17 protein-coding genes are annotated in these 23,236 nt (G+C 36.0%); 13 read left to right on the forward strand and 4 right to left on the reverse strand.

Translation table 11 applies throughout. The features are described from left to right. Positions 1-12 precede the first annotated feature (12 nt). Complete coding sequence (locus tag O1A01_RS12190) at positions 13-1,440, forward strand: PAS domain-containing sensor histidine kinase (RefSeq protein WP_270066334.1); 1,428 nt, start codon at positions 13-15, stop codon at positions 1,438-1,440. 97 nt (positions 1,441-1,537) lie between these two features. On the opposite strand, the gene O1A01_RS12195 is transcribed toward O1A01_RS12190, so the two are convergent. Together O1A01_RS12195 and O1A01_RS12200 are read right to left on the reverse strand one after the other, a co-directional pair. Further along, positions 1,538-2,227, reverse strand: a complete 690-nt coding sequence (locus O1A01_RS12195; protein ID WP_270066335.1) for a muramidase family protein — start codon at positions 2,225-2,227, stop codon at positions 1,538-1,540. 120 nt (positions 2,228-2,347) lie between these two features. Beyond that, entirely contained in the window at positions 2,348-3,376 is a 1,029-nt protein-coding gene (locus tag O1A01_RS12200) for an NAD-dependent epimerase/dehydratase family protein (protein ID WP_270066336.1), read from the reverse strand. 278 nt (positions 3,377-3,654) lie between these two features. Here O1A01_RS12200 and O1A01_RS12205 point away from each other — a divergent pair, with 278 nt between their 5' ends. From O1A01_RS12205 to rsgA, 4 genes are all read left to right on the forward strand, one after another. Continuing rightward, a complete protein-coding gene (locus tag O1A01_RS12205) occupies positions 3,655-12,762 on the forward strand; it encodes a carboxypeptidase regulatory-like domain-containing protein (protein ID WP_270066337.1) in 9,108 nt (3,035 codons plus the stop codon). A 110-nt stretch (positions 12,763-12,872) separates the two neighbouring features. After that, positions 12,873-13,094 (forward strand): helix-turn-helix transcriptional regulator, encoded by a 222-nt coding sequence (locus O1A01_RS12210; RefSeq protein WP_066415835.1) that lies wholly within the window; start codon positions 12,873-12,875, stop codon positions 13,092-13,094. Next, positions 13,075-13,506: a hypothetical protein gene (locus O1A01_RS12215; RefSeq protein WP_066415834.1), complete on the forward strand. Its 432-nt coding sequence runs from the start codon at positions 13,075-13,077 to the stop codon at positions 13,504-13,506. The genes O1A01_RS12210 and O1A01_RS12215 overlap by 20 nt, the downstream gene beginning before the upstream one ends. Before the next feature lie 292 nt (positions 13,507-13,798). Further along, the gene (gene rsgA, locus O1A01_RS12220) at positions 13,799-14,857 is read left to right on the forward strand and encodes a ribosome small subunit-dependent GTPase A (RefSeq protein WP_066415833.1); all 1,059 of its coding nucleotides are present in this window, start codon (positions 13,799-13,801) and stop codon (positions 14,855-14,857) included. A gap of 48 nt (positions 14,858-14,905) precedes the next feature. Here the strand turns inward: rsgA and O1A01_RS12225 are convergent, their stop codons facing one another. Continuing rightward, positions 14,906-15,703 (reverse strand): alpha/beta fold hydrolase, encoded by a 798-nt coding sequence (locus O1A01_RS12225; protein WP_066415832.1) that lies wholly within the window; start codon positions 15,701-15,703, stop codon positions 14,906-14,908. A 631-nt stretch (positions 15,704-16,334) separates the two neighbouring features. Here O1A01_RS12225 and O1A01_RS12230 point away from each other — a divergent pair. From O1A01_RS12230 to O1A01_RS12265, 8 genes are all read left to right on the forward strand, one after another. Continuing rightward, complete coding sequence (locus tag O1A01_RS12230; protein WP_066415831.1) at positions 16,335-16,721, forward strand: thiol-disulfide oxidoreductase DCC family protein; 387 nt, start codon at positions 16,335-16,337, stop codon at positions 16,719-16,721. 32 nt (positions 16,722-16,753) lie between these two features. Further along, complete coding sequence (locus tag O1A01_RS12235) at positions 16,754-17,485, forward strand: YwaF family protein (RefSeq protein ID WP_066415828.1); 732 nt, start codon at positions 16,754-16,756, stop codon at positions 17,483-17,485. A gap of 530 nt (positions 17,486-18,015) precedes the next feature. Next, a complete protein-coding gene (locus tag O1A01_RS12240) occupies positions 18,016-18,300 on the forward strand; it encodes a hypothetical protein (protein WP_066415826.1) in 285 nt (94 codons plus the stop codon). A 206-nt stretch (positions 18,301-18,506) separates the two neighbouring features. Continuing rightward, the gene (locus O1A01_RS12245; protein WP_066415877.1) at positions 18,507-19,259 is read left to right on the forward strand and encodes a DeoR/GlpR family DNA-binding transcription regulator; all 753 of its coding nucleotides are present in this window, start codon (positions 18,507-18,509) and stop codon (positions 19,257-19,259) included. Beyond that, positions 19,256-20,188 carry a 1-phosphofructokinase gene (pfkB, locus tag O1A01_RS12250; RefSeq protein ID WP_066415824.1) on the forward strand — a complete coding sequence of 311 codons (933 nt, stop codon included), beginning with the start codon at positions 19,256-19,258 and terminating at the stop codon, positions 20,186-20,188. Before O1A01_RS12245 ends, pfkB begins: the two co-directional genes overlap by 4 nt. Beyond that, entirely contained in the window at positions 20,185-22,056 is a 1,872-nt protein-coding gene (locus O1A01_RS12255; RefSeq protein WP_066415823.1) for a PTS fructose transporter subunit IIABC, read from the forward strand. The genes pfkB and O1A01_RS12255 overlap by 4 nt, the downstream gene beginning before the upstream one ends. Positions 22,057-22,180: 124 nt before the next feature. Continuing rightward, positions 22,181-22,468 (forward strand): hypothetical protein, encoded by a 288-nt coding sequence (locus tag O1A01_RS12260; protein ID WP_066415814.1) that lies wholly within the window; start codon positions 22,181-22,183, stop codon positions 22,466-22,468. 3 nt (positions 22,469-22,471) lie between these two features. After that, positions 22,472-22,990, forward strand: coding sequence for a mismatch-specific DNA-glycosylase (locus O1A01_RS12265; RefSeq protein ID WP_094366111.1), 519 nt, complete (start codon positions 22,472-22,474; stop codon positions 22,988-22,990). A gap of 9 nt (positions 22,991-22,999) precedes the next feature. On the opposite strand, the gene O1A01_RS12270 is transcribed toward O1A01_RS12265, so the two are convergent. Next, a complete protein-coding gene (locus tag O1A01_RS12270; RefSeq protein WP_066415812.1) occupies positions 23,000-23,179 on the reverse strand; it encodes an H-type small acid-soluble spore protein in 180 nt (59 codons plus the stop codon). Positions 23,180-23,236 lie beyond the last annotated feature (57 nt).

Raw genomic sequence — 23,236 nt, forward strand, 5'->3', positions numbered from 1 at the left:
GAGGGGAAAGAATTGCTTCAGAAAGTTTATAAAATACAAAAGAGAGAAACATTGAAACGTTTGAAGCAATTAAAGGACCATCAAGTCTTTTATATAATGGATGTAAATGGGAAGTATATTTCGTGCAATCAGCACTTTATTAAAGTATTCGGGTATCCCGAACACGAAGTAAAGGAAATTAGCTTTTTAGACATAGTGATACCTGATGATTTAATGCAAGTAATACATAATTTTGAACAGAGCAAAAAAGGAAAGGTAGTTTCCTATCGATGTATCATTAAACGTAAAGATGGGACGAGTATTGGTATATCTGTTGTAAATGTGCCAAAATATAAAAATGGTGTCATTGTAGGAATTTATGGTTTTGCAAAAATAATAAAGGGATTTCGAAATAGTAAAGGGACTACCTTTTTTGACGATAATGATTTGTATATACATACCCTAAACCATTCACCTGATGGTGTATTAATCGTTCAACATGAAACAATCGTTTTTGTAAATGAAGTAGCAGTTAAAATGTTCGGAGCTGCTAAGAAAGAGGAGCTTCTAGGCCAACATATTTTTAAACTACTTCATCCCAAGTACATAGATAGAGCGAAAGACCGATATAAACAAGTGCTAGCTGGTGAACCGGTTGACACAATGGAAGAACAATATTGGAAGCTTGATGGCTCTAAATTATATGTGGATGTTACATCACATCCTACTTTTTATAGAAATGATATTGCAGCGCAAGTTATATTAAAAGATGCGACACAAAGAAGATTAGCGAACCAATTAATGATCCAAGCGGCTAAAAATTCAACAGCCAGTCAATTTGCTGCAGGAATTGCACATGAAATACGCAACCCAATGACTGCAATTAAAGGATTTATTCAACTTATAGATAAAAGTAAGTTTGATACACCTGAATATTTTGATGTCATTAATGGAGAAATCTCGAGAATTGAAGGCATTTTAACAGAATTACTTTCTTTAGCTAAACCTGAAACGGATATATTCCGTGAAGCTAATTTAATCGACCTTATTCATCACGTTGTTATATTAACAAAAACGCAAGCTAGTATACATAACATTGCTATTGAATTTGATCCATACATAGAAAATATCCCGTATTATTGTGATGCAAATAAAATTAAACAAGTACTAATAAATTTAATTAAAAACGCAATAGAATCAATGAAAAACGGTGGGAGGATTGAAGTAGAAATTACTCTAGTTGAAAATATGTGGAATATAATTATTGCTGATGAAGGGACAGGGATACCTCCAGAAGTTTTAAATAATATCGGAAAACCGTTTGTTACGACGAAAGAAAGTGGTACCGGTTTAGGGATGATGGTTTGTTTAGAAATATTAAAACAGCATAACGGAAAGTTAACGTTTAATACAGGTCCGAATGGAACCACTTCCATAATACAGTTACCATTTATAAAATAAAGTGCTGGAATGTTGAAAAGAGTAGTGAATGATATTTCGCTACTCTTTTTATTATAGTTTTTATTGTAGTGTAAAAGGCGTATCGTTACGTTTGACCTTATTTCACGCGCAGCTTTTTCCCTACAACAATCGTATTAGAGGAAAGGTTGTTTAAGTCTTTTAAATCACTGACAGTCGTTTGATACTTACGAGCTATAGAGTACAAAGTATCGCCTTTTTGGATAAGAATATAAACGGATGGTATTTGTTTAACGATTAACGTTTCACCAACGAATATCGTGTTATCTTTTAGGTTATTCCAAGCTTTCAACTCATCAACTGTAACCCCATATTTTTTTGCTAGAGCGTATAACGTATCTCCTTTTTTTACAGTTACGTTCATTTCATCTAAGGCTACAATTAGACTTTGCCCTTCGTAAATTGTATCAGTTGAAAGTTTATTCCACTTTTTAAGTTCTTCTACTGTTGTTTTATGTTTCTTTGCGATAGAGTATAGTGTATCTCCACGGTTAATGGTAATAACGTTTTGAATTTTTGCAGGAATGATCAAGTTTTTGCCTGCAATAATTTTATCTGTAGACAAATTGTTTCGATTCATTAATTCTTTAATAGAAACGTTATATTTTTTTGACAAACTATATAACGTATCTCCTTTCTTAATAACAATGGCTTCTTCAGTTAATTGTGGATAGGAGGAAGCATTTACTTCGGATTTTGTAGAAAACCCAATACTGCTACTTATTGCTAACGTCATAATGCAAACTAATAATAATTTATTTTTCTTCATAAAAAATACACCTCAACTTAATATTTTTCTTTACAATAAGTTAGACGGTGTATGACCTTCGTTCGATACTTGTCTTATTAAATATGTAGAGCCTATTTTTATCTTATAAGTTGTATTACACTATTCGTTTAAATATTCTTCTAAAAGTTCTTTCTCTAATTGTAACGTTAAACCAGCAGTTTTTTTTCGGCTTCCACGAGTTAAATCCCACTGAAGTGTATCGTGGACTGTTTCCTCAATTGGTCGAAATGTTAGCCCTAAATGTAAAGCTTTATTAATATTTATTGTGAACGTACCAATCCAAGGTTCTTTTTGTCCAGGGAGAGGTGTAGTTTCTGGAATCCATAAAGGTAATTGAGACCATGGCGCAATTTCCTTTTGTGTAACAAATTGCTCATCCGCCCATATAAGTTGGGAAGAACTATTCGTAACTTCAATGCATGCTTTTAGAAAGTTTTCCATCGTTAACATTTCAGCAGGTCCAGTTACGTTATAAACGCCAGTAACTTTCTCATCGACTTTTTTCACAATCCAACTAGCTAAATCACGGGCATCAATCCATTGTAATGGCCGGTCTTTTCTACCAGGAACGAATACTTTTCCGCCTTTTTGAATTCTTTCAACCCAATAAGTAAATCGGTCCGTATAGTCGTGAGGTCCAACTAATAAGCCTGCACGAATATGAAATGTTTTGTTAGGTAAATTTTGTTCTGCAGTTTGTTCGCATCGTGCTTTTAACGCCCCATAATGTTCATTAATTTGTTCTGAAGTACCATAGCCAATTTCATTCACCTGATCATCAGAAAGGGTTTGTACATCGTATGATTCATCAATATTATTAACTGCCCAATCTTTATATACTGAAATACTAGATATGTATGTATAATGATCAATTTTATCGGCTAACATCTTAGTCATTTCGTCTACAGCTCTAGGGGTAAAGCCACAAGTATCAATGGCAGCATCCCATTTACCGGTATCTAATAAAGAAAGATCCTCTGTACGGTCCCCTATAATTGTTTCAAGTTGTGGAAATAGTTCCTTATTGTTTCCGCGGTTAAACAATGTAACTTCATGACCTTGTTTTAACGCTTCCTCCACAATAAAACGTCCTAAAAAACGAGTACCACCTATAACTAATACTTTCATTTTAGCTAACCCTCCTTTTAATAATTACTATTTCTCTATTACTATATGACATTCCTCTTTTTGAAATATTAATAAAATGGTAAATGATTTTCCATATTTAAAATCTGTAGTCAAAATTCTACAAAAAGTTTTGAGTCTTTTGTATGGCAAGTTCGACATTAGTCTTAGGATAAAGGAAGCAATTTAATCTAAATATTTATAATATTATAAATATTAAAAGGATAACGGATATTTAAGCAGTATTTAGATAATCGAATGAATAAATGGAGGTGGATAGAGTGTACAAAAGGAAGAGATTAAGTAAAATGCTTACCAAGTTCTTTATTATGCTTTTATTGGTTAGTAGTTTTTTACCTCATGTTGCCTTTGCAAACGAAAATGAAAATAAAGTAATTGATTTGCAAGTGAAAGATGAACAATTTGAGAAAGAGAGAGAGGCTGAATTTTATGAACAAGAAGTGGCTTCTACTGCACTGGAGGAAGGGGAGTTTGAACATTTACTTTCTGCTATAGGTTGGGACGTACCTGAAATAAATGTAGAAGTAGATACACAAGACAAAATCGAACAAGCAGTTTATGAGGCGTTAGAAGAGGAAAAGGAAGTAGATGTAATAGTTCGGCTTAAAGGACAAGCAGATTATAATAAAATATATGCCGATACAAAAGGGAAAGGAAAATCTACTAAAGCAAAAGAAGTAGTAACCTCTCTCCAACAAAATGCAAAAACCTCTCAACAAGGAATAGAGAAGGCTATTGTATCATTAGAGATAAAAGGAAAAGCAAAAAAGAAAGATACACTTTGGATTATTAATGGAATAACTTTAACGGTTTCGAAAGATGGTTTAGAAGAGTTAAAGAATCATAAAGAAATAGAAAGAATTACGTTGGATAAAGAAGTTCCATTGCCTGAGATTACGGTTGAACAGTCGAAGCCGCGCTTACCAGAATGGGGGTTAGAGAAAATCTTCGCTCCAAAAGTATGGGGGGATTATGGCTTAAAAGGTGAAGGAATAGTCGTAGGGATAATGGATACTGGTGTGGATGGAAACCATGAAGCACTGAGACATAATTATCGTGGTAGAGATGGAAATCATCAATATTCTTGGATAGATCTCTCAGGTAACAATTATGCCACACCAGCGGATGGTCACGGGCACGGGACTCACGTTGCTGGAACAGCTGTAGGTGGTGGCGAAGGAGAGCCAATAGGGGTTGCTCCTGAAGCTGAATGGATAGCTGCTAAAATTTTCAATGATGGTGGTTCTACGACGTTATCTGCAATACACCAAGCTTTTGAGTGGTTTATGGCTCCGGGTGGAGACCCATCAAAGGCTCCGCATGTTGTTAACAATTCTTGGGGCAATGCAAATGCGTATAATACTGAATTTTATGAAGATGTTCAAGCGTGGGTTGCAGCTGGTATTTTTCCACTCTTTTCAGCAGGTAATGAAGGACCTGGTTCCCAAACGGTCGGGTCACCAGGTAGTTTTCCAGAAAGCTTTGCAATAGGGGCAACGGATGTAAATGATCAAATTGCTTCATTTAGTAGCCGCGGTCCTGTTTATTGGACAGATGAAGACGGAAATCAACAACGAATCATTAAGCCAGATGTGTCTGCTCCTGGTCATCAAATTTATTCAGCTTGGCCTTCTGTAAGAGGAGCTGGAGAATACCATACTATTAGTGGTACATCGATGGCTGCACCACATGTTTCTGGTGCGATAGCATTAATTTACCAAGCAAACCCACAATTAACGATTGAGGAAGTTAAGGATATATTAAAAAGAACAGCTAGAGTCGAGTCTTTCATGGGGAATACTCCTAATGATGTTTACGGACATGGGATTATTAATGTTTACCAAGCTGTAACGGAAGCAGCATTTGCAGGGAATATTAGTGGGACAATTCAATCTGAAGAATCTATTGAGGTACCAATTAAAATTAGTATTCCAACACAAAATATGGAAGTGACATCTAACGACGGAACTTTTCAATTTTCTGTAAGAGAAGGAACACATAGAGTACTAGTTTCTGCCTTTGGTTATGACTTGTTACAGACAGAAGTGACAGTGAAAAAAGGGGAAACAACAGAAGTGCAATGGGTGTTACAACCTTCGGAGAGATATACGGTTACAGGTACTGTAAGAGAGACTACGTCAAATGAACCGGTACGATTTGCATATATTCGAATGAAAGGGACGCCTTTAGCGGCAGTACGAACGAATGAAAGTGGAGCTTTTTCTGTTTCAAATATTCCGATAGGTAACTACGAATTAATTATTACAGGGGAAGGAATTAAAGGACATACGGAACAAGTTGAGATAACTAACAATGTAGAACTTGATTTGTACGTAGACGAGCATAACCTATCATCCAATAGCAATTGGTCAACAGCGAATTATAGTTATGAAAGAAATGCGGTATCACCAAATGCGATTGATATTGACGGAATGCAAAAACAGTGGACATATTCAACAAGCTCAAAAGGTCAAATTTTGTTTTCTACTCCTGCGGTAACAGAAAATACGGTTGTATTTACTACGGATCGTGGATGGATTACAGCGTTAAATCGGTCGACTGGTGAAGAAATTTGGAGTGTTCGACTCGGTGCTACAAATCGCTCTACCCCGACTATTGCGGACGGGAAAGTATTTGTATCAGGTGGACAAGATGGAACGATGTATTCATTAGACTTAAAAACTGGTAGAACGATATGGAGTAAGTCTATTGGACAACCGGCTGTATATGAATCTGCCATTTATAAGGATGGAGTTTTATACATTGGGTCTGGTTTAAATGATAATCCATCTTTTTACGCACTAAATGCTGACAATGGTGAAACCCTTTGGAGAAAAGAACTTGGTGGAGCCTCCTATTTTGGTGGAACATTAGGTGAAGGGCTAATTTTTATAGGTACGTATGACAACCGGACGTTACGTGCTTTACGTGTGGAAGATGGATCTGAAGCATGGTCTATTACACTATCGAACGAAGGGTTTGCTTCTCGTCCGGTATATCAGGAAGGGACGCTTTACGTGACAAGTGCGAACTTTAGCAATGGTAGTGGTACATTGCACGCGTTAAACGCAGTGAATGGGGAACATGTATGGCAAGTTGGCGGCATAGGAGATACTCAAGCAGGTTCTCCGATCGTATATGAAGAATTTGTAATCGTTAATTCCTCGACTCAACCTATTGTACGGGCTTTCCATCGTGAAAATGGTACCGAACTTTGGAGTAATCGATTCGTAGGTTTCGGTGTACACAACGGATCTGTAAGTGCAAATGGAATCCTATTTTTTGCAGGGACTAGCGGTACGCTTTACGCGCTAGACGTATATAGCGGTTCTATTCTTAAAGAAATGTCGCTACAAGATTATAGTACTTCTGGCATACCTATTGTACCTGGAAATGTAATCGTACCACATCGTAGTGGGATAGATAGTTATGTTTCTAACGGGACGATAGAAGGTACTATCACGGATTCGGACGGAAATGGTACAGAAGCGATTATTGCAATTGCGGAAACAAATTACCGAACACAATCATCTAATGAAGGTGCATTTTCGTTACAGCATGAACCAGGAACATACACATTAAAGGTTTCATCGTATGGGAAGAAACAAATAGAAGATGAAGTGATGATCGTTTCTGGTTACAAAGAAACGCTGAATTATGAATTAGAGGATGCAGAAATAGGAGCATTGCAAATTTCTGTACAAGATAAACGAACAGGTAATCGTTTACCTAATGTTGATATTGTCATTCAAGATACAGGTTTACAAGGAGTCTCTAATGAACAAGGTGAGCTCCATGTGGAAGAAATTTTTGAAGGAACATATAATGTTGAATTTTTATTAAACGGTTACGAGAAAGTGCTACTACCAGTAACTGTTGCTCCTAATGAATTAGCAGTGATGACAGTGGAACTTTCACCTTTTGACATTGCTGTGTTGAATGACTTTCAAGGTGAAGTAACTGCATTATTAAATATGAATGGATTCCTAGCAGAAGAACGCGAGTGGGATATTATTAATGATATTTACCGTTATGATGTTGTTTATTTAAATGGCGCCTACGGTTCTGGTGGTTGGAAACCTGATGAAACGTTATTTAATCAATTAATTGATGTAGCAAAAGAGCATGATGTTAGCTTAATTTTTGCGGACGCGTGGGGATCTAATTATGGTTCTATTCGTCAATTAACTGAATACACACAAGATCCAAAAGAAATTGCGCATTATTATGGGTCTGGGCAAGTTAGGTTGCAAGCTGATGAAGAGCATCCAATTCTAGAAGGCATGAATAAAGGAGAGCGAGTTACACTTTATACGAGAACAGGTGACTTTGCATGGTTTAACCGTTATTCAGGTCGACATCTCGCTTCCATTGGAAGTACAACACAAGGAATGGTAGGTACTGGGGTAGCTTATAAGGCAGTTTCAGAAAACAGTGCTCATTTATTATTAGGAAGTCATGCCGCTTCACCGTGGGTATCGCCCCTCCAAGGCTGGTTAGCTGACATGCAATCGATTCTTTTTAACGGTGTCCGTTATTTACAAGAAGCTACCTTTGGTGAAGTTAGTGGTTCGATTGTAGATTTTGAAGGTAACCCAGTAGAAGCGGAAGTTATAATAGTGGAAACAAACCAACAAGAAAAGTCAGATGTAGAAGGTGAATTTCAATTTTATCATGACGTAGGAACCTTTGTGTTAGAAATAAGATCTCCAGGATTTGCAACGCAACGAGAACAAGTAACAATAATAAATGGTGAACCGGTTGAGCTTACGATTGTATTACACCACTCAAATGGAGATCGGTTATCTGGTAATGTAACCGATAGTATTACACAACTAGGAATAGCAAATGCGGAAGTAAAGTTAATTCAAAATGAAGAAATTATTGTTGAGCAGGAAACAACTTCTAACGGAAGATTTGAGTTTACGAGTCTACAGTATGGACAATATAAACTCAGAATTGAAAAGGAAGGATACATTTTTCACTCAGAAAATATCGAAGTAGGTAGAGTACAAGATGAATTGGAAATAGGTCTATATCCAACGCCAAAAGTAGCGGTATTAGGGGACTATTTCAGTCAAAATCGAAATTTCCAATATACAATGAGTCAAGCAGGAATTCCTGTCACACCATTATCCGTTCAAAATGTAGCCGAAGAAGTCGGTAATTACGATGTTATTTTTATTAATGACATTTCGGGTAGTAGTTTTAACAAATCAATATTTGAAAATATGATGGAGAAAGCAGACGAAGCGAAAACGAGTGTTATACTTGGTGACGTATATTCTTCAGGTTCGGGTATAAATCATTTAGTCAATTACAGAGAGGATCCACAAGTTAGAAGAAATGTAGCAGATACGACAAAAGCGGCAAATTATGTTCTTTTAGAAGAACATCCTATATTTAAAGGAATAGAAGTCGGGGAACAAGTAGAGTTATTGTTGCCAAGTGGTAGCCGAATTAGTTACTTTGATGATTATAGTGGTTATCCGATAGCGGAGATTACACATGAAGGAAATGCAGATTCACATGGTTTAGGAGTTGCATATAAGCCTAGAACGGATAATAGTGTAGAACTACTTATGAGTGGTCACGGATTTGGTTTGTACCATCATTTTGAACACTATACGGAAGAAGGGCTTCGACTGCTAACGAATGCAGTTGTATGGGCTGCTTATACACAGTTTAATGTGATTTCTGGTGTAATTACAGATGAAGAAGCTAATCCCCTTTATGCGAGTGTAGAAGTGGACGGAGTACCATTTGATACCGCTACAGACCCTTCAACAGGAGAATTTTCTATCGCTATAAAAGATGGTGATTATGACGTTACAATTACCTCTTTTGGATATGATAGAAAGATAGAACAAATCCGTCTAGATAATAACTTTGAACCACTGGAAATTGAAATGGTTGTTTCTGAAAATGTTGGTTCCATCGTTGGTACGATAGAGGATGAAAAAGACGGATCAGCACTAGAAGGCGTAGAAGTAAATATCGTAGGAATACCAAGAGAGAGTGTAACGAACAGTCAAGGGAACTTTTCTATTTCTAGATTAGAGCCTGGGGATTATATATTGAAAATGGTTAAGGACGGCTATGTTCATAAAGAAATGGAAGTTACAATCGAAGAGTCCGAACAATTAAATTTATCGATTGAATTAAAACCTTCTCCAACAATTGGGGTAATTGTAGACGCTACAGCTTCTAGTGCTGTATCGATGGAAGATTATTTAGAAGGAAAAGGTTATAACGTAGTAAACATGTTCTATACGGATTTAGAACTATTACAAGAGATAGATTTAGTTATAGCGAACTCTGATTATAATAATAGCTTAATTCCAACTAAAGATGAATTTTCAGCCTTCCAACTAGCTTTAAATGAAACGAATACGTCAGTCATTTGGACAGGACAACATGGTGGGAGAGGAGCAATTCGTTATTTATACGAATATGAGAACAATCCTCCAGTTGAGATTAGAGGAAGTAAGGCAGGAATGAAAGGGGCGATATTGGAGAATCATCCAATATTAGAAGGTGTACCGACGGAGTTTTCAATGTTAGCTGGATCGAATTATTATTATGCGTTTGATGGATATGACGGGACGGTAATAGCTGATGTGATCCACGATACAGATGGAAGAGTAGGTAGTGCTATTGCTTATAAAGGTCGAACAAGTGAATCTGTTGAAATTTTACTTGCGAATTTCACTTTTAGCTCCAATTTCCATCCAGGTAATCGCCAACACTTTGATGAGAATCGTGAAACGATCTTCCTAAATGCTATTAATTGGGCGTTAGAAAATGAAGAAGCGCTAGTCGGAGAATTATATGGTAGCGTGAAAAATCAACAAGAACGGAATGTCAAAGCGACTATTACCGTACTAGAGACAGGTAAAATAGTAGAAACAGATGTAGAAGGCAACTTTTATTTAGGGCTACCATCTGGACAATATACGTTAAAGGTAGAAGCGTTCGGCCATGTAACAGATCAATTTGAAGTAGAATTAGAAAATGGAGAAACGATAAATAGGACATTCCAGTTATCGACAGACCGTGCTGGACTAGTGAAAGGAACTGTCTTACATGGACAAGATGAAACTCCAATTGAAGGTGCAACCATAACTATTATGGGTACTCCGATTACAACAATGACAGATGAAAACGGAGAATATGAAGTCGATGTCCCTGTTGGCACTTATTCTGTTCGTGCATCAGCTCCTGGACATACGTCTGTCGTACAAGCGAATGTTGTAGTAGAAGAAAACGAAAGCATAGTCGTTCCGTTTTTACTTCAAACTTCTGAAAAGGTTGCAATTGTCGCCACATCCACATATGGGGATCGGATACAACAATTTCTTTCAGATAGAGGCTACGATTCGGAAGTTATTGTAAATAGTAATTTATCACCATTAATGGACAATTTAAGTGAATATGCAGTCATTATATTCAACGACAAACATTCTAATATGAGTCAAGCTCAGTTTAATGAGTTTTTACAAGCAACATCAGAAAATGATGTAAGTATTATATTTAGTTCTCAATTTAGTGGAGGTACAATTCGTGATTTGTCCGATGCTGTTGGGAACCCAGCAAACGTAAGTTGGGCTTTCGTACCTAGTCATGTGAACGTGAAAGTGTTACATGAACATCCAATCTTTGCTGGCTTTACAGAAGATGAAATTCAAATTTTAAATAATGGTACTAGTAGCCAACAATATGCAGTTTATTCTGGCTATAGTGGTACAACAATTGGTTCCATCTCACATGATGAACGCGGGGTATTAGGAGAAGGAATTGGATTTGAATTCGCAAGTGCAAACTCTGTCCATATTTTACTGTCTGGAATGAGAGTTGGCTCTTACGGACAACCGGAAACGCGATGGACAGAAGAAGGAAAACAACTTTATACGAATGCAATCGATTGGGCCATTTCTGCTAGTTTAGGAGAAATAGTTGGTACTGTAACTACAGAAGATGGTGAACCAATCTCTAATGCAACAATTGTTATTGAAGCGCTTGGCTATGAAACAAAAACAAACGCGCAAGGACAGTATCGACTAGGAGTAGGCTCCGGTACGTATGAAGTAAAAGCGCTAGCAAGAGGTTATGAAGAGAAAACAGAAACGGTTGTTGTCGAAAACTTAGGAGAATCAGTAGAAGCTAATTTTACATTAACTAAACTAGATGGTATGACGATTACTGGGACAGTTATAAACAACCGTACTGAAGAGAGTATTACGGAAGCAAAAGTAACATTAACAGAAGTTTCTAGTTCGATACTTTTAGAGGAATTAACGACAAATGAAGATGGATATTTTGAATTTGCGGATCTTTTAGAAGGTGAATATGAAATAACGGCTCATATGGATGGTTATATTTCTGTTTCTACGGTAGTTGTCGTAGAAGAGGAAGACATTACTATCACTCTTGCGATGAATGCCATTGAAGTAGCGGTTATTGGTGATTGGAATAACAATCTTGTAAACTTCTTAAATAGCGAAGAAGTATACGCTGAAGGTCAAGATTGGAATGTTAGTGATAATCTTGGAAACTATGAGTTGGTTATTGTGAATTCTAATAAAGGGACGAAAGAAGAATTGGAGCGGTTAATTGATGCAGCGGCAGTCCATGAAGTAAGTATAGTTTTTGTAGGTTCTTGGGCTGGGGAAGGCTCTATCTCACTACTAGAAAAAGCTTTTTCAACGCCAATACTCGACAAGCATGGTTATAACGAAGGAGCAGTTTTGTTAAAACTTAATGAACAGCATCCAATATTTGAAGGGTTAACGGATGACGATGGCTATATAGAAATACATGCGAATCAAAGTCCGTATGCAACGTATCAGGATCTTCCTGGTAAAGTGATAAGTAATATAAATGTAGATGGTGACGATAAAGGCGCTTCTGTAGCATATGAGTTTAAAGGAACGAACCATATGCACCTGTATTTATCTTCTTTCGCCGTTACGAATATTATCGGACCTGATTATGGGTGGACAGAAAAAGGAAAACAATTATTTATACAGTCATTACAATTTGCAAGGGATGCTGAAATAGAAGAGGAGCAACCTACTCCGACAATTCCAGCAGCACCAACGTGGGATGAATCAAGAATTCAAACTAATGAATCAACGGTTACGATAACAGGTAAAGGAGAAGTTGGTTCTATCGTTCACATTTATGAAGAGAAAGGAAAGAAACGAACATTACTAGAGTCAGTGGAAGTATTAGAAGATGGTACATTTAGTTATACAGATCAGTATGGAAACGGTAACCATTTCTTATATGCACAAGCTGAAAACGAAGTAGGTTTATCTGAATGGAGTGAAAAACTTCAACTAATTATAACTGGAAAACCACGATAACATTTTGGGACTGCATTTTAAAATGGAAATGCAGTCCTTTTTTAAATAACTCGCAACATATATATTGCATTATGTAATATATATGTTACTATTATGTTGGAGGTTTGAGTATGAGAAATAATGTAAAGGTTGCAAGAGTAAAAGCAGGTTTAACGCAACAACAATTAGCAGACTGTATTGGTATAACAAGACAAACGGTTAGTTTAATAGAAAAAGGAAAATACAACCCTTCTCTAAAGCTTTGCTTACAAATTTGTTATGCGGTCAATGCAAAGCTCGACGAAATTTTCTGGGTGGATCAGGAGGCATTTTATGAAAAAGATAACAGATGAAAGACTTGTATTAAGAAACTTACAGCATATAAAAATAGCTTATATCGTTCAAACTGTGGGGATACTAGCGATCTTATGTTATGAGTTAATTGTTGGCGGTCTTGACGGAATGCGCCAAAATCCATTATGGGCAGTTTTTATGATTACTACTATCGTTTATGCTTATTTAACAATGAGTGTAAGTGTAGAGCATGAAACTAGTATAAAAAATCCGAAAAAGTCTTTCTATATTTCTCTAATTGTTTTGTTGCTTATTTCTTTCGGAATAGCTTATTTCACATCCATCACTCCAAATTTCAATTGGGGAAATGGACTAGTTGTTGGTGCAATTATATCCGTTTGTGGATTTATCCCAATCTTCTACATATATAAATTACGTTTAAAGCAAGCAAATGATTTGGATGAGAATTAACGAAAAACTCTTTACATTTATAATCAAATAACATAAAATAACCGTATAGTCATAAAAAGGAAAGCGAGGGATGTTTTATGAAAATGTTAATTGTAACGAGTACAGCTCAATTTCATAATGTAACACAGCCCTGTCGCTATTATTTATAATTTGTTTATTTCTATAAATAAGTTGGTATGTAGTTCATGGGCTGTGTGTTGCTCATGGATTTTATTTTTGGAACAGAAAGACCGTGAACAACTGTTTGCGGTCTTTTTTTATTGAAAAAACCAACTTATTGGAGGAATTAACATTGAACAAAATCGATTTAGGATGGAATGATTTTTTACAGCAACACTTAATAAGAACAGATAATGAAAATAGTTTAGTAGGACGCGTCATGTTAGAACATAAACGGTTATACAGAGTGATGACAGAAAAAGGTGAACTTCTTTCAGAGATCTCAGGTAAATATCGATTTGAAGTGGAGTCTAGGGAAGAATTCCCTACAGTTGGAGATTGGGTCGTACTGACAGAACGCGTAGGGGAAGGAAAAGCAATAATAAATGCGGTGTTACCTAGATATAGTAAGTTTTCTCGAAAAAATGCAGGCACCACTACCGAAGAACAGATTGTAGCAGCTAATGTTGATACTGTTTTCCTTGTTCAATCGTTAAATCATGACTTAAATGTGAGGCGGTTAGAACGCTATTTAATTTCAGCTTGGGAAAGTGGTTCAAACCCAGTCGTCATATTAACGAAAGCCGATCTCTGTAATGATATAGGAAATGCAGTTGCGGAAATTGAAACGGTAGCATTTGGTGTACCAATACATGTTGTTAGTGTAAAAGAAAGAATAGGTTTAGAAGTACTTCAACATTATTTCCAACGAGGAAAAACGGTCGCATTGCTTGGTTCTTCCGGGGCAGGAAAGTCAACGCTTACGAATTATTTACTAGATGAAGAAAAAATGGTCATTAAAGGGATTCGAGAAGATGATGATAAAGGTAGACATACAACTACTTATAGAGAATTACACGTGCTTACCGATGGTGGACTTGTTCTAGACACTCCTGGAATGAGAGAGCTCCAATTATGGGAAGTAGAAAGTGGATTACAAAGTAGTTTTCAAGATATAGAGGAGTTAGCAGAAGCTTGTAAATTTAGAGACTGTACGCATAATGGAGAGCCGAATTGTGCTGTGAGAGAAGCGATTCAAGAAGGAAAGTTGGACCTCTCCAGGTTTCAAAGTTACGTAAAGCTACAAAGAGAGCTTGCTTATTTAGAAAGAAAGAATGATAAACGTGCCCAAAGTGTCGAAAAGGATAAATGGAAAAAAGTCCATAAAACAGTAAACCGTTCGAAAAAATGATAAAAAAAGCTGTCCATTTCCTGTGAGGGAGTGGGCAGCTTTTTATCATTAAACAACTTGACGAGAATGTTTTTGCTCATTTACCTCTTCCATAAATGAAAGTGATAGATCATTAAATTTACTACTTTCTTCAATATTACACACATGACCACAATTCGGAATAATTTCCATCCGTGCATTCGATTCTTTTGTAGCGTAATCTATTGTATTTTGAAGGAACATATGGTCTTCTGAACCTGAAATATACAGTTTTGGGATGTTGTTTTCATGTTGATTTAACTTATAAAATGCAGTTTTTTTATAAACCCCATCAATGATCCATTTTATATATGTTTCTTTTGAAAGCTTGTACGCTTCTTGAATAAACGCTTTACGGGAATCTGCATGATTACTTTTCGGTAACAATACTCTTGCAAATATTTTATACGGAACCATATGAGGTAATAGTGTTCGAACTGGATAAAGCATAGATGTTCGACATAACAGCTCTCCCCATTTTTTTAATTTAGGAGTAGCCCCACCTAATATCATTGATTTGATTTTTTTTGGGTTCAATAATGCTACTTCTTGCATAACAATCGTTCCTAAAGATAGTCCAATAAAATGAGCGGAACAAATCTTTAACTCTTCTAATATAGTGATTGTTTTTTGAGCAGAATATTCCATTAAATCTACACCTTGAGGTAATGGTGATTTCCCATGACCAGGAAGATCTAATAACAGTAAATTATAATTGGAGCGATATGCTTTTAACTGTTTATAGAAAATGGTACCGTTTCCACCGAAGCCGTGAAATAGAACAATCCATTCTTTCGAAGACGGGTGTTTAATCGTTTTGTAGTACATGACGTTCCTCGCTTACGTAGAAAATTTTAAGTTCATTTGAGCTTAGTAAAAAAGTATACAAATAACAGTATACATATGTATATGGTACGTCACAACTATATTAGGAAATTAATTGTGAACAATTATCGTATATAATTAATTGTTAGGAATTTAATACAAAATAGGTCTACAAACACATGTTCCTGAAAAGGTGGACATGTTATAATAGGTAAGACTTGTATAATAGACGGGTGGAGCGGCTAAAGCCTCTGTGGGAATGGAGGTGGTGCCGATGAGTGAGATCCAAGTGGCATTGTTGACCGGAATGTTTATTTTGGCGTTCTTAAATATTGTCATAGTGTTAATAAAGGAAATCACAAAAAAATAATCCACCCGTGACTTAATTGCTGTTAAGGTAGCCGGGTGGATTATTTACTTGTGCTCCACAGTAGCCGCGCTTTCCGCGGACATTATCCAAGTCAGGAGGCAAAGTGTTGGCGCACTTTGCTTCTTTTTTTCTTAAATATATACTTTATCATATACGAAAACAGCTTTTTGATTCAAGTATTTTTAATAAATAGTCATATATTTCTTATAATTGTTCTCTTATAATAGGAATAAAGAATTAGGTAGTAAAAGTGGGGGGAGTAATATGCGACCAATCATACTTTTTGATGGTGTTTGTAACTTTTGTGAATCATCCGTGCAATTTATTATGAAACGTGATGCTAAGGAACTTTTTTTATTTGCATCGTTACAAGGAAAAACTGGTCAACAATTGATAGAACAACATTCAATTTTAACGGATAGTGTAGTTTTAGTAACAGAAAAAGGCATTTTTACAAAATCTGATGCTGCCTTAAAAATTTGTAAGCATTTAACGTTTCCGTGGAAGTTAGCTTATGTCTTTATCATTATTCCACGAGCTATTCGTGATTGGATTTATGATAAGTTTGCAAAAAATCGTTATAAATGGTTCGGAAAGAAAGCTGCTTGTATGTTACCTACGCCAGAAGAACGAGCGCGCTTTTTAGAGTAAAAGTAAAAGTTAAAGAGAAGGGATAGAAAAAAATGTTAGAAACATTTTTAGACCCGTACAATGTATTAAAGGGATCACTTATATTCTCTACCACACATATTTTCGTTCTTATAATTATATTGCTTGCTGTAGTAGCCTTATATCTTTTTAGAAACAGTCCTTTTATCACACGATATGTCAGATGGTTCATTTTATTTCTGCTAATTATTAGTGAACTATCTTTGAACGTTTGGTATTTATCTATGAATGTATGGAATGTTAAAGATACGTTACCATTACAGCTATGCTCTATCAGTCTTTATTTATGTTGTTGGATGATGCTGACGAAACAAAAAATTATTCTTGAAGTCGTTTATTTTTTAGGCATTGGTGGTGCTATACAAGCGTTGCTGACACCGGAACTGTTTTACGGATTCCCGCATTTCCGTTTTATCCAATTCTTCCTTGCACATAGTATGATTATACTGGCCATTTTATATATGATTTGGGTAGAAAAATACAGGATTTCTTTTTCTTCCTTGTGGAAAGCATTTATAAGTTTGCAATGTATTGCGCTCATTGTTTATGTCATTAACATTGTTACTGGTGGGAATTATATGTTTTTAATGGGAAAGCCTGCTAATCCAACTCTTTTAGATATGTTAGGACCTTATCCTATCTACATTATTTTCCTTGAATTAGTAGTTTTTATCATTTTTCTCCTCTTATATTTACCTTTTAGAATGACAAAAAAATATGAAGAAAAACGGCTATCTCATTTCTAGGTAGCCGTTTTCTCATGCGCTAATTATTTAGTTAGTTTGTTTTTTATAAAGCGATATGCACCGAAAAAGATAAAGGCGAATGCCGCCACAATAATAATATCTAATACTGTAGTCATAAGGTGTACCTCCGTTTTTAACATGATTCTATATTACTAATAGTTTACTCTGATTTCAATTTAAACGTTTTTAGAGTAAATAGTAGAGGAGATAGGGACATAACTATTTTCATCAAAGTAAAAAAGAAGCAATACATATACGGGGAAAAACCGCTTCGGAAATATACTTCGCTTTCCGCGGGCGGCTGGTGAGCCTCCTGTTGCGCACTGCGGGGTCTCACCTATGCCTTTCTTCCCGCTGGAGTCTCCGTATATTTCCTCCGCTAATCCTACATTAGTTCGTTTTTTATCATGATCAATTTAGTTTTGTCTTATCCTCTTCCCTCGAAATCATTTGAAAATACAAAAATTTATTAAACGCCGTGCCCTTGCTTTCTATTTTACATATTATAAATGGAAGGGGTAGGGGATATTATGAAAACAACTTTAATGAAATATTTAGGATTGACGCTTGTTTTAATTGTATTTTTATATAGTTTTTTGGCGGTTATGACTTATCAAAATATACAACTGCAAATTGTTAAACTCCAACAATTAGAAGAGCAATATGATAAGAGAGAAGCACAAGGAGAAGTTCCATCTAAATTACGGCAAGACTATGAACGACAATATAATACGTATCAACGACAACTTTCAAGAGTTCAGTCATTTTGGATGAAATGGATCTTTGATTTTCCAGAATTTCGAAGTCCTTCATAAAAGATGAATACTAACAAAAAACACCATTAGTGGTGTTTTTTTGTTTTACTGATTGATGGTTTGTGATTGATTTTGAAAGAAGTTGATGGAAAATGAATGTTTTTGGTTGATTTATGCAAACACTTACAATACAATATACAGTGAAAGTTAAATGATAAGGTATCTTCTCGATAATGAATACAATCGTCGTTAGAAAAGGTGATGGAATGTTAACACCAGAAAGACAAAAAATAATATTAGATTTGTTGCAAGTACAAGAAATAGTAAAAATTCAAGAGTTAATTGATATAACAGGCGCATCAGAATCAACAATCCGTAGAGATTTAAGTCAGCTCGAACAAGAAAAAAAATTAAAGCGAGTTCATGGTGGAGCTTCTAGACTTCATCAAAAAGGCGAAGAATTAAGTATTCAAGAGAAATCTTCTCAAAATCTCACTAAGAAAAAGGAAATTGCTGAATTAGCAGCTTCTATTATCGAAGACGGAGATTGCATCTATATTGATGCTGGAACAACGACATTACAACTCATTACAAAAATAACGAAAAAAAATATAACCGTTGTTACTAATGGATTTGCCCATATTCAAATCCTTACGGAAAAAGGAATTCCTACTTATGTAGTTGGGGGCTATATGAAGCCTAAAACAGGGGCGATCGTGGGAAGTAAGGCAGTAGAAAGTTTAAGTAGTTATTACTTTGATAAAGCATTTATTGGTGCAAATGGTGCTCATCCAACTGCTGGCTATACAACACCAGATCCAGAAGAAGCAAACGTCAAACAGTTAGCAATTAAACAATCAAGACAAGCTTACGTCTTGATTGATGATACAAAAATGAATGATATAACGTTTATTAAAATTGCCGATTTAAAAGAAGCAACGATAATAACGAACCAAATCGAAAAAGATGTAAAGACAACCTATGAACAAAAAACAACAGTGATGGTGGTGCAACAATGATCTATACCGTAACATTAAACCCTTCGATTGATTACGTAATGAGTATTTCTTCATTTCAGGAAGGTGTTGTCAACAGAGCCTCCCAAACTATGTATTATCCGGGTGGAAAGGGGCTTAACGTATCGAGAGTGCTAACAAAATTAGGGACAAGCACAACTGCTCTAGGGTTTGTAGCTGGGTTCACGGGAAACTTCATTAAAGAAAAATTATTAGAGGAACAAGTTAATGAAAAACTTATTGAAGTTGAAGGTGTATCAAGAATTAATGTGAAACTAAAAGCCAAGATGGAATCAGAAATAAATGGAACTGGACCGGTAGTGTCAGAGAATAACATCGACCTATTAATTGGACAACTACAATCATTAAATGAAGGGGATATTGTAGTGCTAGCTGGAAGTATTCCTAATACAATGCCTTCTACTATTTATGAAACGCTCATGAGCGTATGTGCAAAAAATAACGTTAAAGTGGTACTTGATACTGGTGGAGAAATGTTAACTAAACTACTCGATTGGAAGCCGTTTTTAATAAAACCGAACCATCATGAGCTTGGTGATCTATTTAATGTAACAATAGAATCAACAGAAGAAGCGATTCATTACGCACAGAAAGTGTTAGAGCAAGGGGTAGAAAATATTATCGTTTCTATGGCCGGAGATGGCGCCATCTTAGCAACGAAGCAAGGAACGTATTTTGCAAAAGCACCTAAAGGTGTAGTGAAAAACTCTGTAGGTGCGGGAGACTCGTTAGTAGCAGGCTTCTTAGCAGGATACAGTAAAGAAAAAAATATTTTGCATGCATTACAAAATGGAATTGCAGCTGGTAGCGCGACTGCATTTTCTCATGACCTTTGTGAAAAAGAAGAGGTTGAGAGATTACTTAATGAAGTAGTATTACAGGAAGTAAATTTGGAGGACATTAAAAAATGAACATCACACAATTATTGACAGAAGAAACGATATCCCTTCGATTAAAGGCAAGTTCAAAAGAAAGTGTTATTCGCGAACTTGTTGATACGTTAGATCGAGCGGGAAAACTTCAAGATAAAGTAGAATTTGAGCAGAAAATAAAAGAAAGAGAAGCCCAAAGTACGACGGGAATTGGAGAAGGTATTGCGATTCCACATGCAAAAACTAAGGCAGTTCAAACTCCTGCAATTGCATTTGGAATTTCAAAAGCAGGAGTAGACTATGAATCTCTAGACTCTCAACCTAGTCATTTATTTTTTATGATAGCTGCAAGCGAAGGAGCTAACAATGCACATTTAGAAACGTTATCTCGGTTATCCTCGATGCTAATGGATACTAATTTTCGAAATCAATTGTTACAAGCAAATAGTAAACAAGAAATAATCGATATAATAAATGAAAAGGAAAAAGAACTTTTCAAAGAAGAGGAAAAAGAAGTAGTAGAAGAAGCTGGTATGATTTTGGCGGTAACAGCTTGTCCAACTGGAATCGCCCATACGTATATGGCTGCTGATGCTTTAAAAAATAAAGCAAAAGAATTAGGATTATCCATTAAAGTTGAAACGAATGGATCAAGTGGTGTTAAAAATAAATTAAAAGCTAGTGATATCGAGGCGGCAGCAGGGATCATTGTAGCGGCTGACAAGCAAGTTGAGATGGAACGATTTGCAGGAAAGAAAATAATTGAAGTCCCAGTTGCACAAGCGATTAGGAAGCCACAGGAATTGCTAGAAAAAGCTAAGCGTGGGGAAGGGACAACTTTTGTTAGTAGTGGCAAGAGTTCTAACGAGGAGGAAAAAGGAAATAGAAAAGGCGGCTCACAGTTTTATAAACATTTAATGAGCGGTGTTTCTAATATGCTTCCGTTTGTCGTAGGTGGAGGAATATTAATCGCTATATCGTTCATGTTCGGAATTGAAGCTGCTAATCCGGATCACCCGGACTACCATTGGTTTGCAGAAGCGCTATCGATTATCGGTGGTGGGAATGCGTTTGGTCTAATGATTCCAGTTTTAGCCGGATTTATTGCAATGAGTATCGCCGACCGTCCAGGTCTAGCTCCAGGTATGATTGGAGGACTTATTGCGTCAACTGGTGAGGCCGGATTTTTAGGAGGACTCATCGCTGGTTTCTTTGCAGGCTATATTGTGTTAGGAATTAAAAAAGCATTAAGTGGTTTGCCGGCCTCTCTAGAAGGGTTAAAACCAGTGCTTCTTTACCCTCTTTTCGGTATCTTTATTACTGGGATGTTTATGCTATATATTGTAACTCCTTTAAAAGCTTTCAATGAAGGTTTAATTTCAATATTAGGTGGTTTAGGCTCGGGTAATTTAATTTTACTTGGTCTTATACTTGGAGCAATGATGTCCATTGATATGGGTGGTCCAATTAATAAGGCAGCATTTACGTTTGGGATTGCTATGATTGACGCCGGAAACTATGCACCACATGCTGCAATTATGGCAGGTGGAATGGTTCCTCCATTAGGAATAGCGTTGGCGACAACTTTGTTCAAAAATAAGTTTACGAAACAAGAACGTGAAGCTGGAAAAACGAATTATATTATGGGAGCAAGTTTCATTACAGAAGGGGCGATTCCGTTTGCTGCAGCAGATCCGATGCGTGTAATTCCTTCTGCAGTTGTAGGTTCAGCAGTAGCAGGTGCACTTACAATGGTTTTCGGAATTGGTTTACCAGCTCCACACGGTGGTATTTTCGTAGTTCCAATCGTTTCTGGAAGTATGCTTTTATATTTATTAGCTATCGTCATCGGTTCTGTCATAACGGCACTAATGGTCGGATTATTAAAGAAAAAGCCAACAGTATAGGAGAGAACAAAAAGCGATAGGTAAAACTATCGCTTTTTTCAATGTTTTGAAGCGTAAAAGTAAAAGTACGTATGCTATACTTTAACAGAAATAGTTTATACGTATAAAAAGGGTGGGAACTACAATGGAAACAGCATCTCCAATAATACTACAAGTGATATTTTATTTAGCAATAGGTGCAGCAATATATAGTTGGTTTAAATGGGATTTTTTTATGAAAGATAATAAACAGTATTTATTCTCTTTTATTAGTTACCAAATTGGTATTTTTCTAATTGCGATAGCGGTTTATTTCATCGAGGCGTGGTATAAATTAGATATGATATTGATAGGTAGTTTCTTAATAGGACTAGCGTTACTCGTTGGAGGAACAATATATTTACGAAAGAAACTAAAACACGAGGGAATGTAAAAAGTGGAAGAGCTAAAATTAGTGCAAGACCATATAAAACACAATTTAGAAATACTATTTGTTGGGTTTAATCCGAGTATTATGTCTAGTGAGACGGGGCATCATTTCGCAAATCCGAATAATCGATTTTGGAAAATTCTTCACGAATCAAGCTTAACACCTAAAAAATTGCACCCATCCGAAGATTACACAGTTTTAGATTTTCAATATGGGTTAACGAATATTGTTGCTAGACCAACGAAAGCTGCCGATGAAATAACGAAAGAAGAGTATGCAGAAGGAAAAGAAACATTGAAAAATAAAATAAAGAAATATCGTCCGAAAATTGTTTGTTATGTTGGTAAAGGTGTTTATTTGCAGCTCAGCGGCAAGAAAAAAGCCCCTTGGGGAAAACAAGAAGATTGTGTGGTAGAAGGAACAATTGATTTTGTCGCACCATCCTCAAGTGGATTAGTTAGAATGAAGATGAAGGATACGATTAGTATTTATAGCGAATTAAAAATTTTAAAAGAAGAAGGTTGAAGCGAAATTTCAACCTTCTTGTAATTGTTGAACCGATACGTTTTGTTCATTTTGCGGATCATTTAGTGGATAAATTCGGACTGTATCTCCATCGTCATCCACATGCTGTATGTATACAGGAATGCCATTTAATGTTACTTTTGCTAAATCTCCAGATTCTGCAATTTCTCTAGCTCGTTGAATATTCACTGTTTAAGCCCCCTTATAATGTTCAAACTATTAATAGAATCACTCAAAAAGTGAAAA

This window comes from Sutcliffiella sp. NC1, from assembly GCF_027594365.1.
In the GTDB taxonomy this organism is placed as follows: domain Bacteria; phylum Bacillota; class Bacilli; order Bacillales; family Bacillaceae_I; genus Sutcliffiella; species Sutcliffiella cohnii.

Coding starts and splice junctions, on each gene's coding strand:
- O1A01_RS12210 (WP_066415835.1), top strand. CDS start 12,873: ATGAGAAATAATGTAAAGGTTGCAAGAGTAAAAGCAGGTTTAACGCAA.
- pfkB (WP_066415824.1), top strand. CDS start 19,256: ATGATCTATACCGTAACATTAAACCCTTCGATTGATTACGTAATGAGT.
- O1A01_RS12215 (WP_066415834.1), top strand. CDS start 13,075: ATGAAAAAGATAACAGATGAAAGACTTGTATTAAGAAACTTACAGCAT.
- O1A01_RS12245 (WP_066415877.1), top strand. CDS start 18,507: ATGTTAACACCAGAAAGACAAAAAATAATATTAGATTTGTTGCAAGTA.
- O1A01_RS12255 (WP_066415823.1), top strand. CDS start 20,185: ATGAACATCACACAATTATTGACAGAAGAAACGATATCCCTTCGATTA.
- O1A01_RS12230 (WP_066415831.1), top strand. CDS start 16,335: ATGCGACCAATCATACTTTTTGATGGTGTTTGTAACTTTTGTGAATCA.
- O1A01_RS12240 (WP_066415826.1), top strand. CDS start 18,016: ATGAAAACAACTTTAATGAAATATTTAGGATTGACGCTTGTTTTAATT.
- O1A01_RS12195 (WP_270066335.1), bottom strand. CDS start 2,227: ATGAAGAAAAATAAATTATTATTAGTTTGCATTATGACGTTAGCAATA.
- O1A01_RS12260 (WP_066415814.1), top strand. CDS start 22,181: ATGGAAACAGCATCTCCAATAATACTACAAGTGATATTTTATTTAGCA.
- O1A01_RS12235 (WP_066415828.1), top strand. CDS start 16,754: ATGTTAGAAACATTTTTAGACCCGTACAATGTATTAAAGGGATCACTT.
- O1A01_RS12225 (WP_066415832.1), bottom strand. CDS start 15,703: ATGTACTACAAAACGATTAAACACCCGTCTTCGAAAGAATGGATTGTT.
- O1A01_RS12200 (WP_270066336.1), bottom strand. CDS start 3,376: ATGAAAGTATTAGTTATAGGTGGTACTCGTTTTTTAGGACGTTTTATT.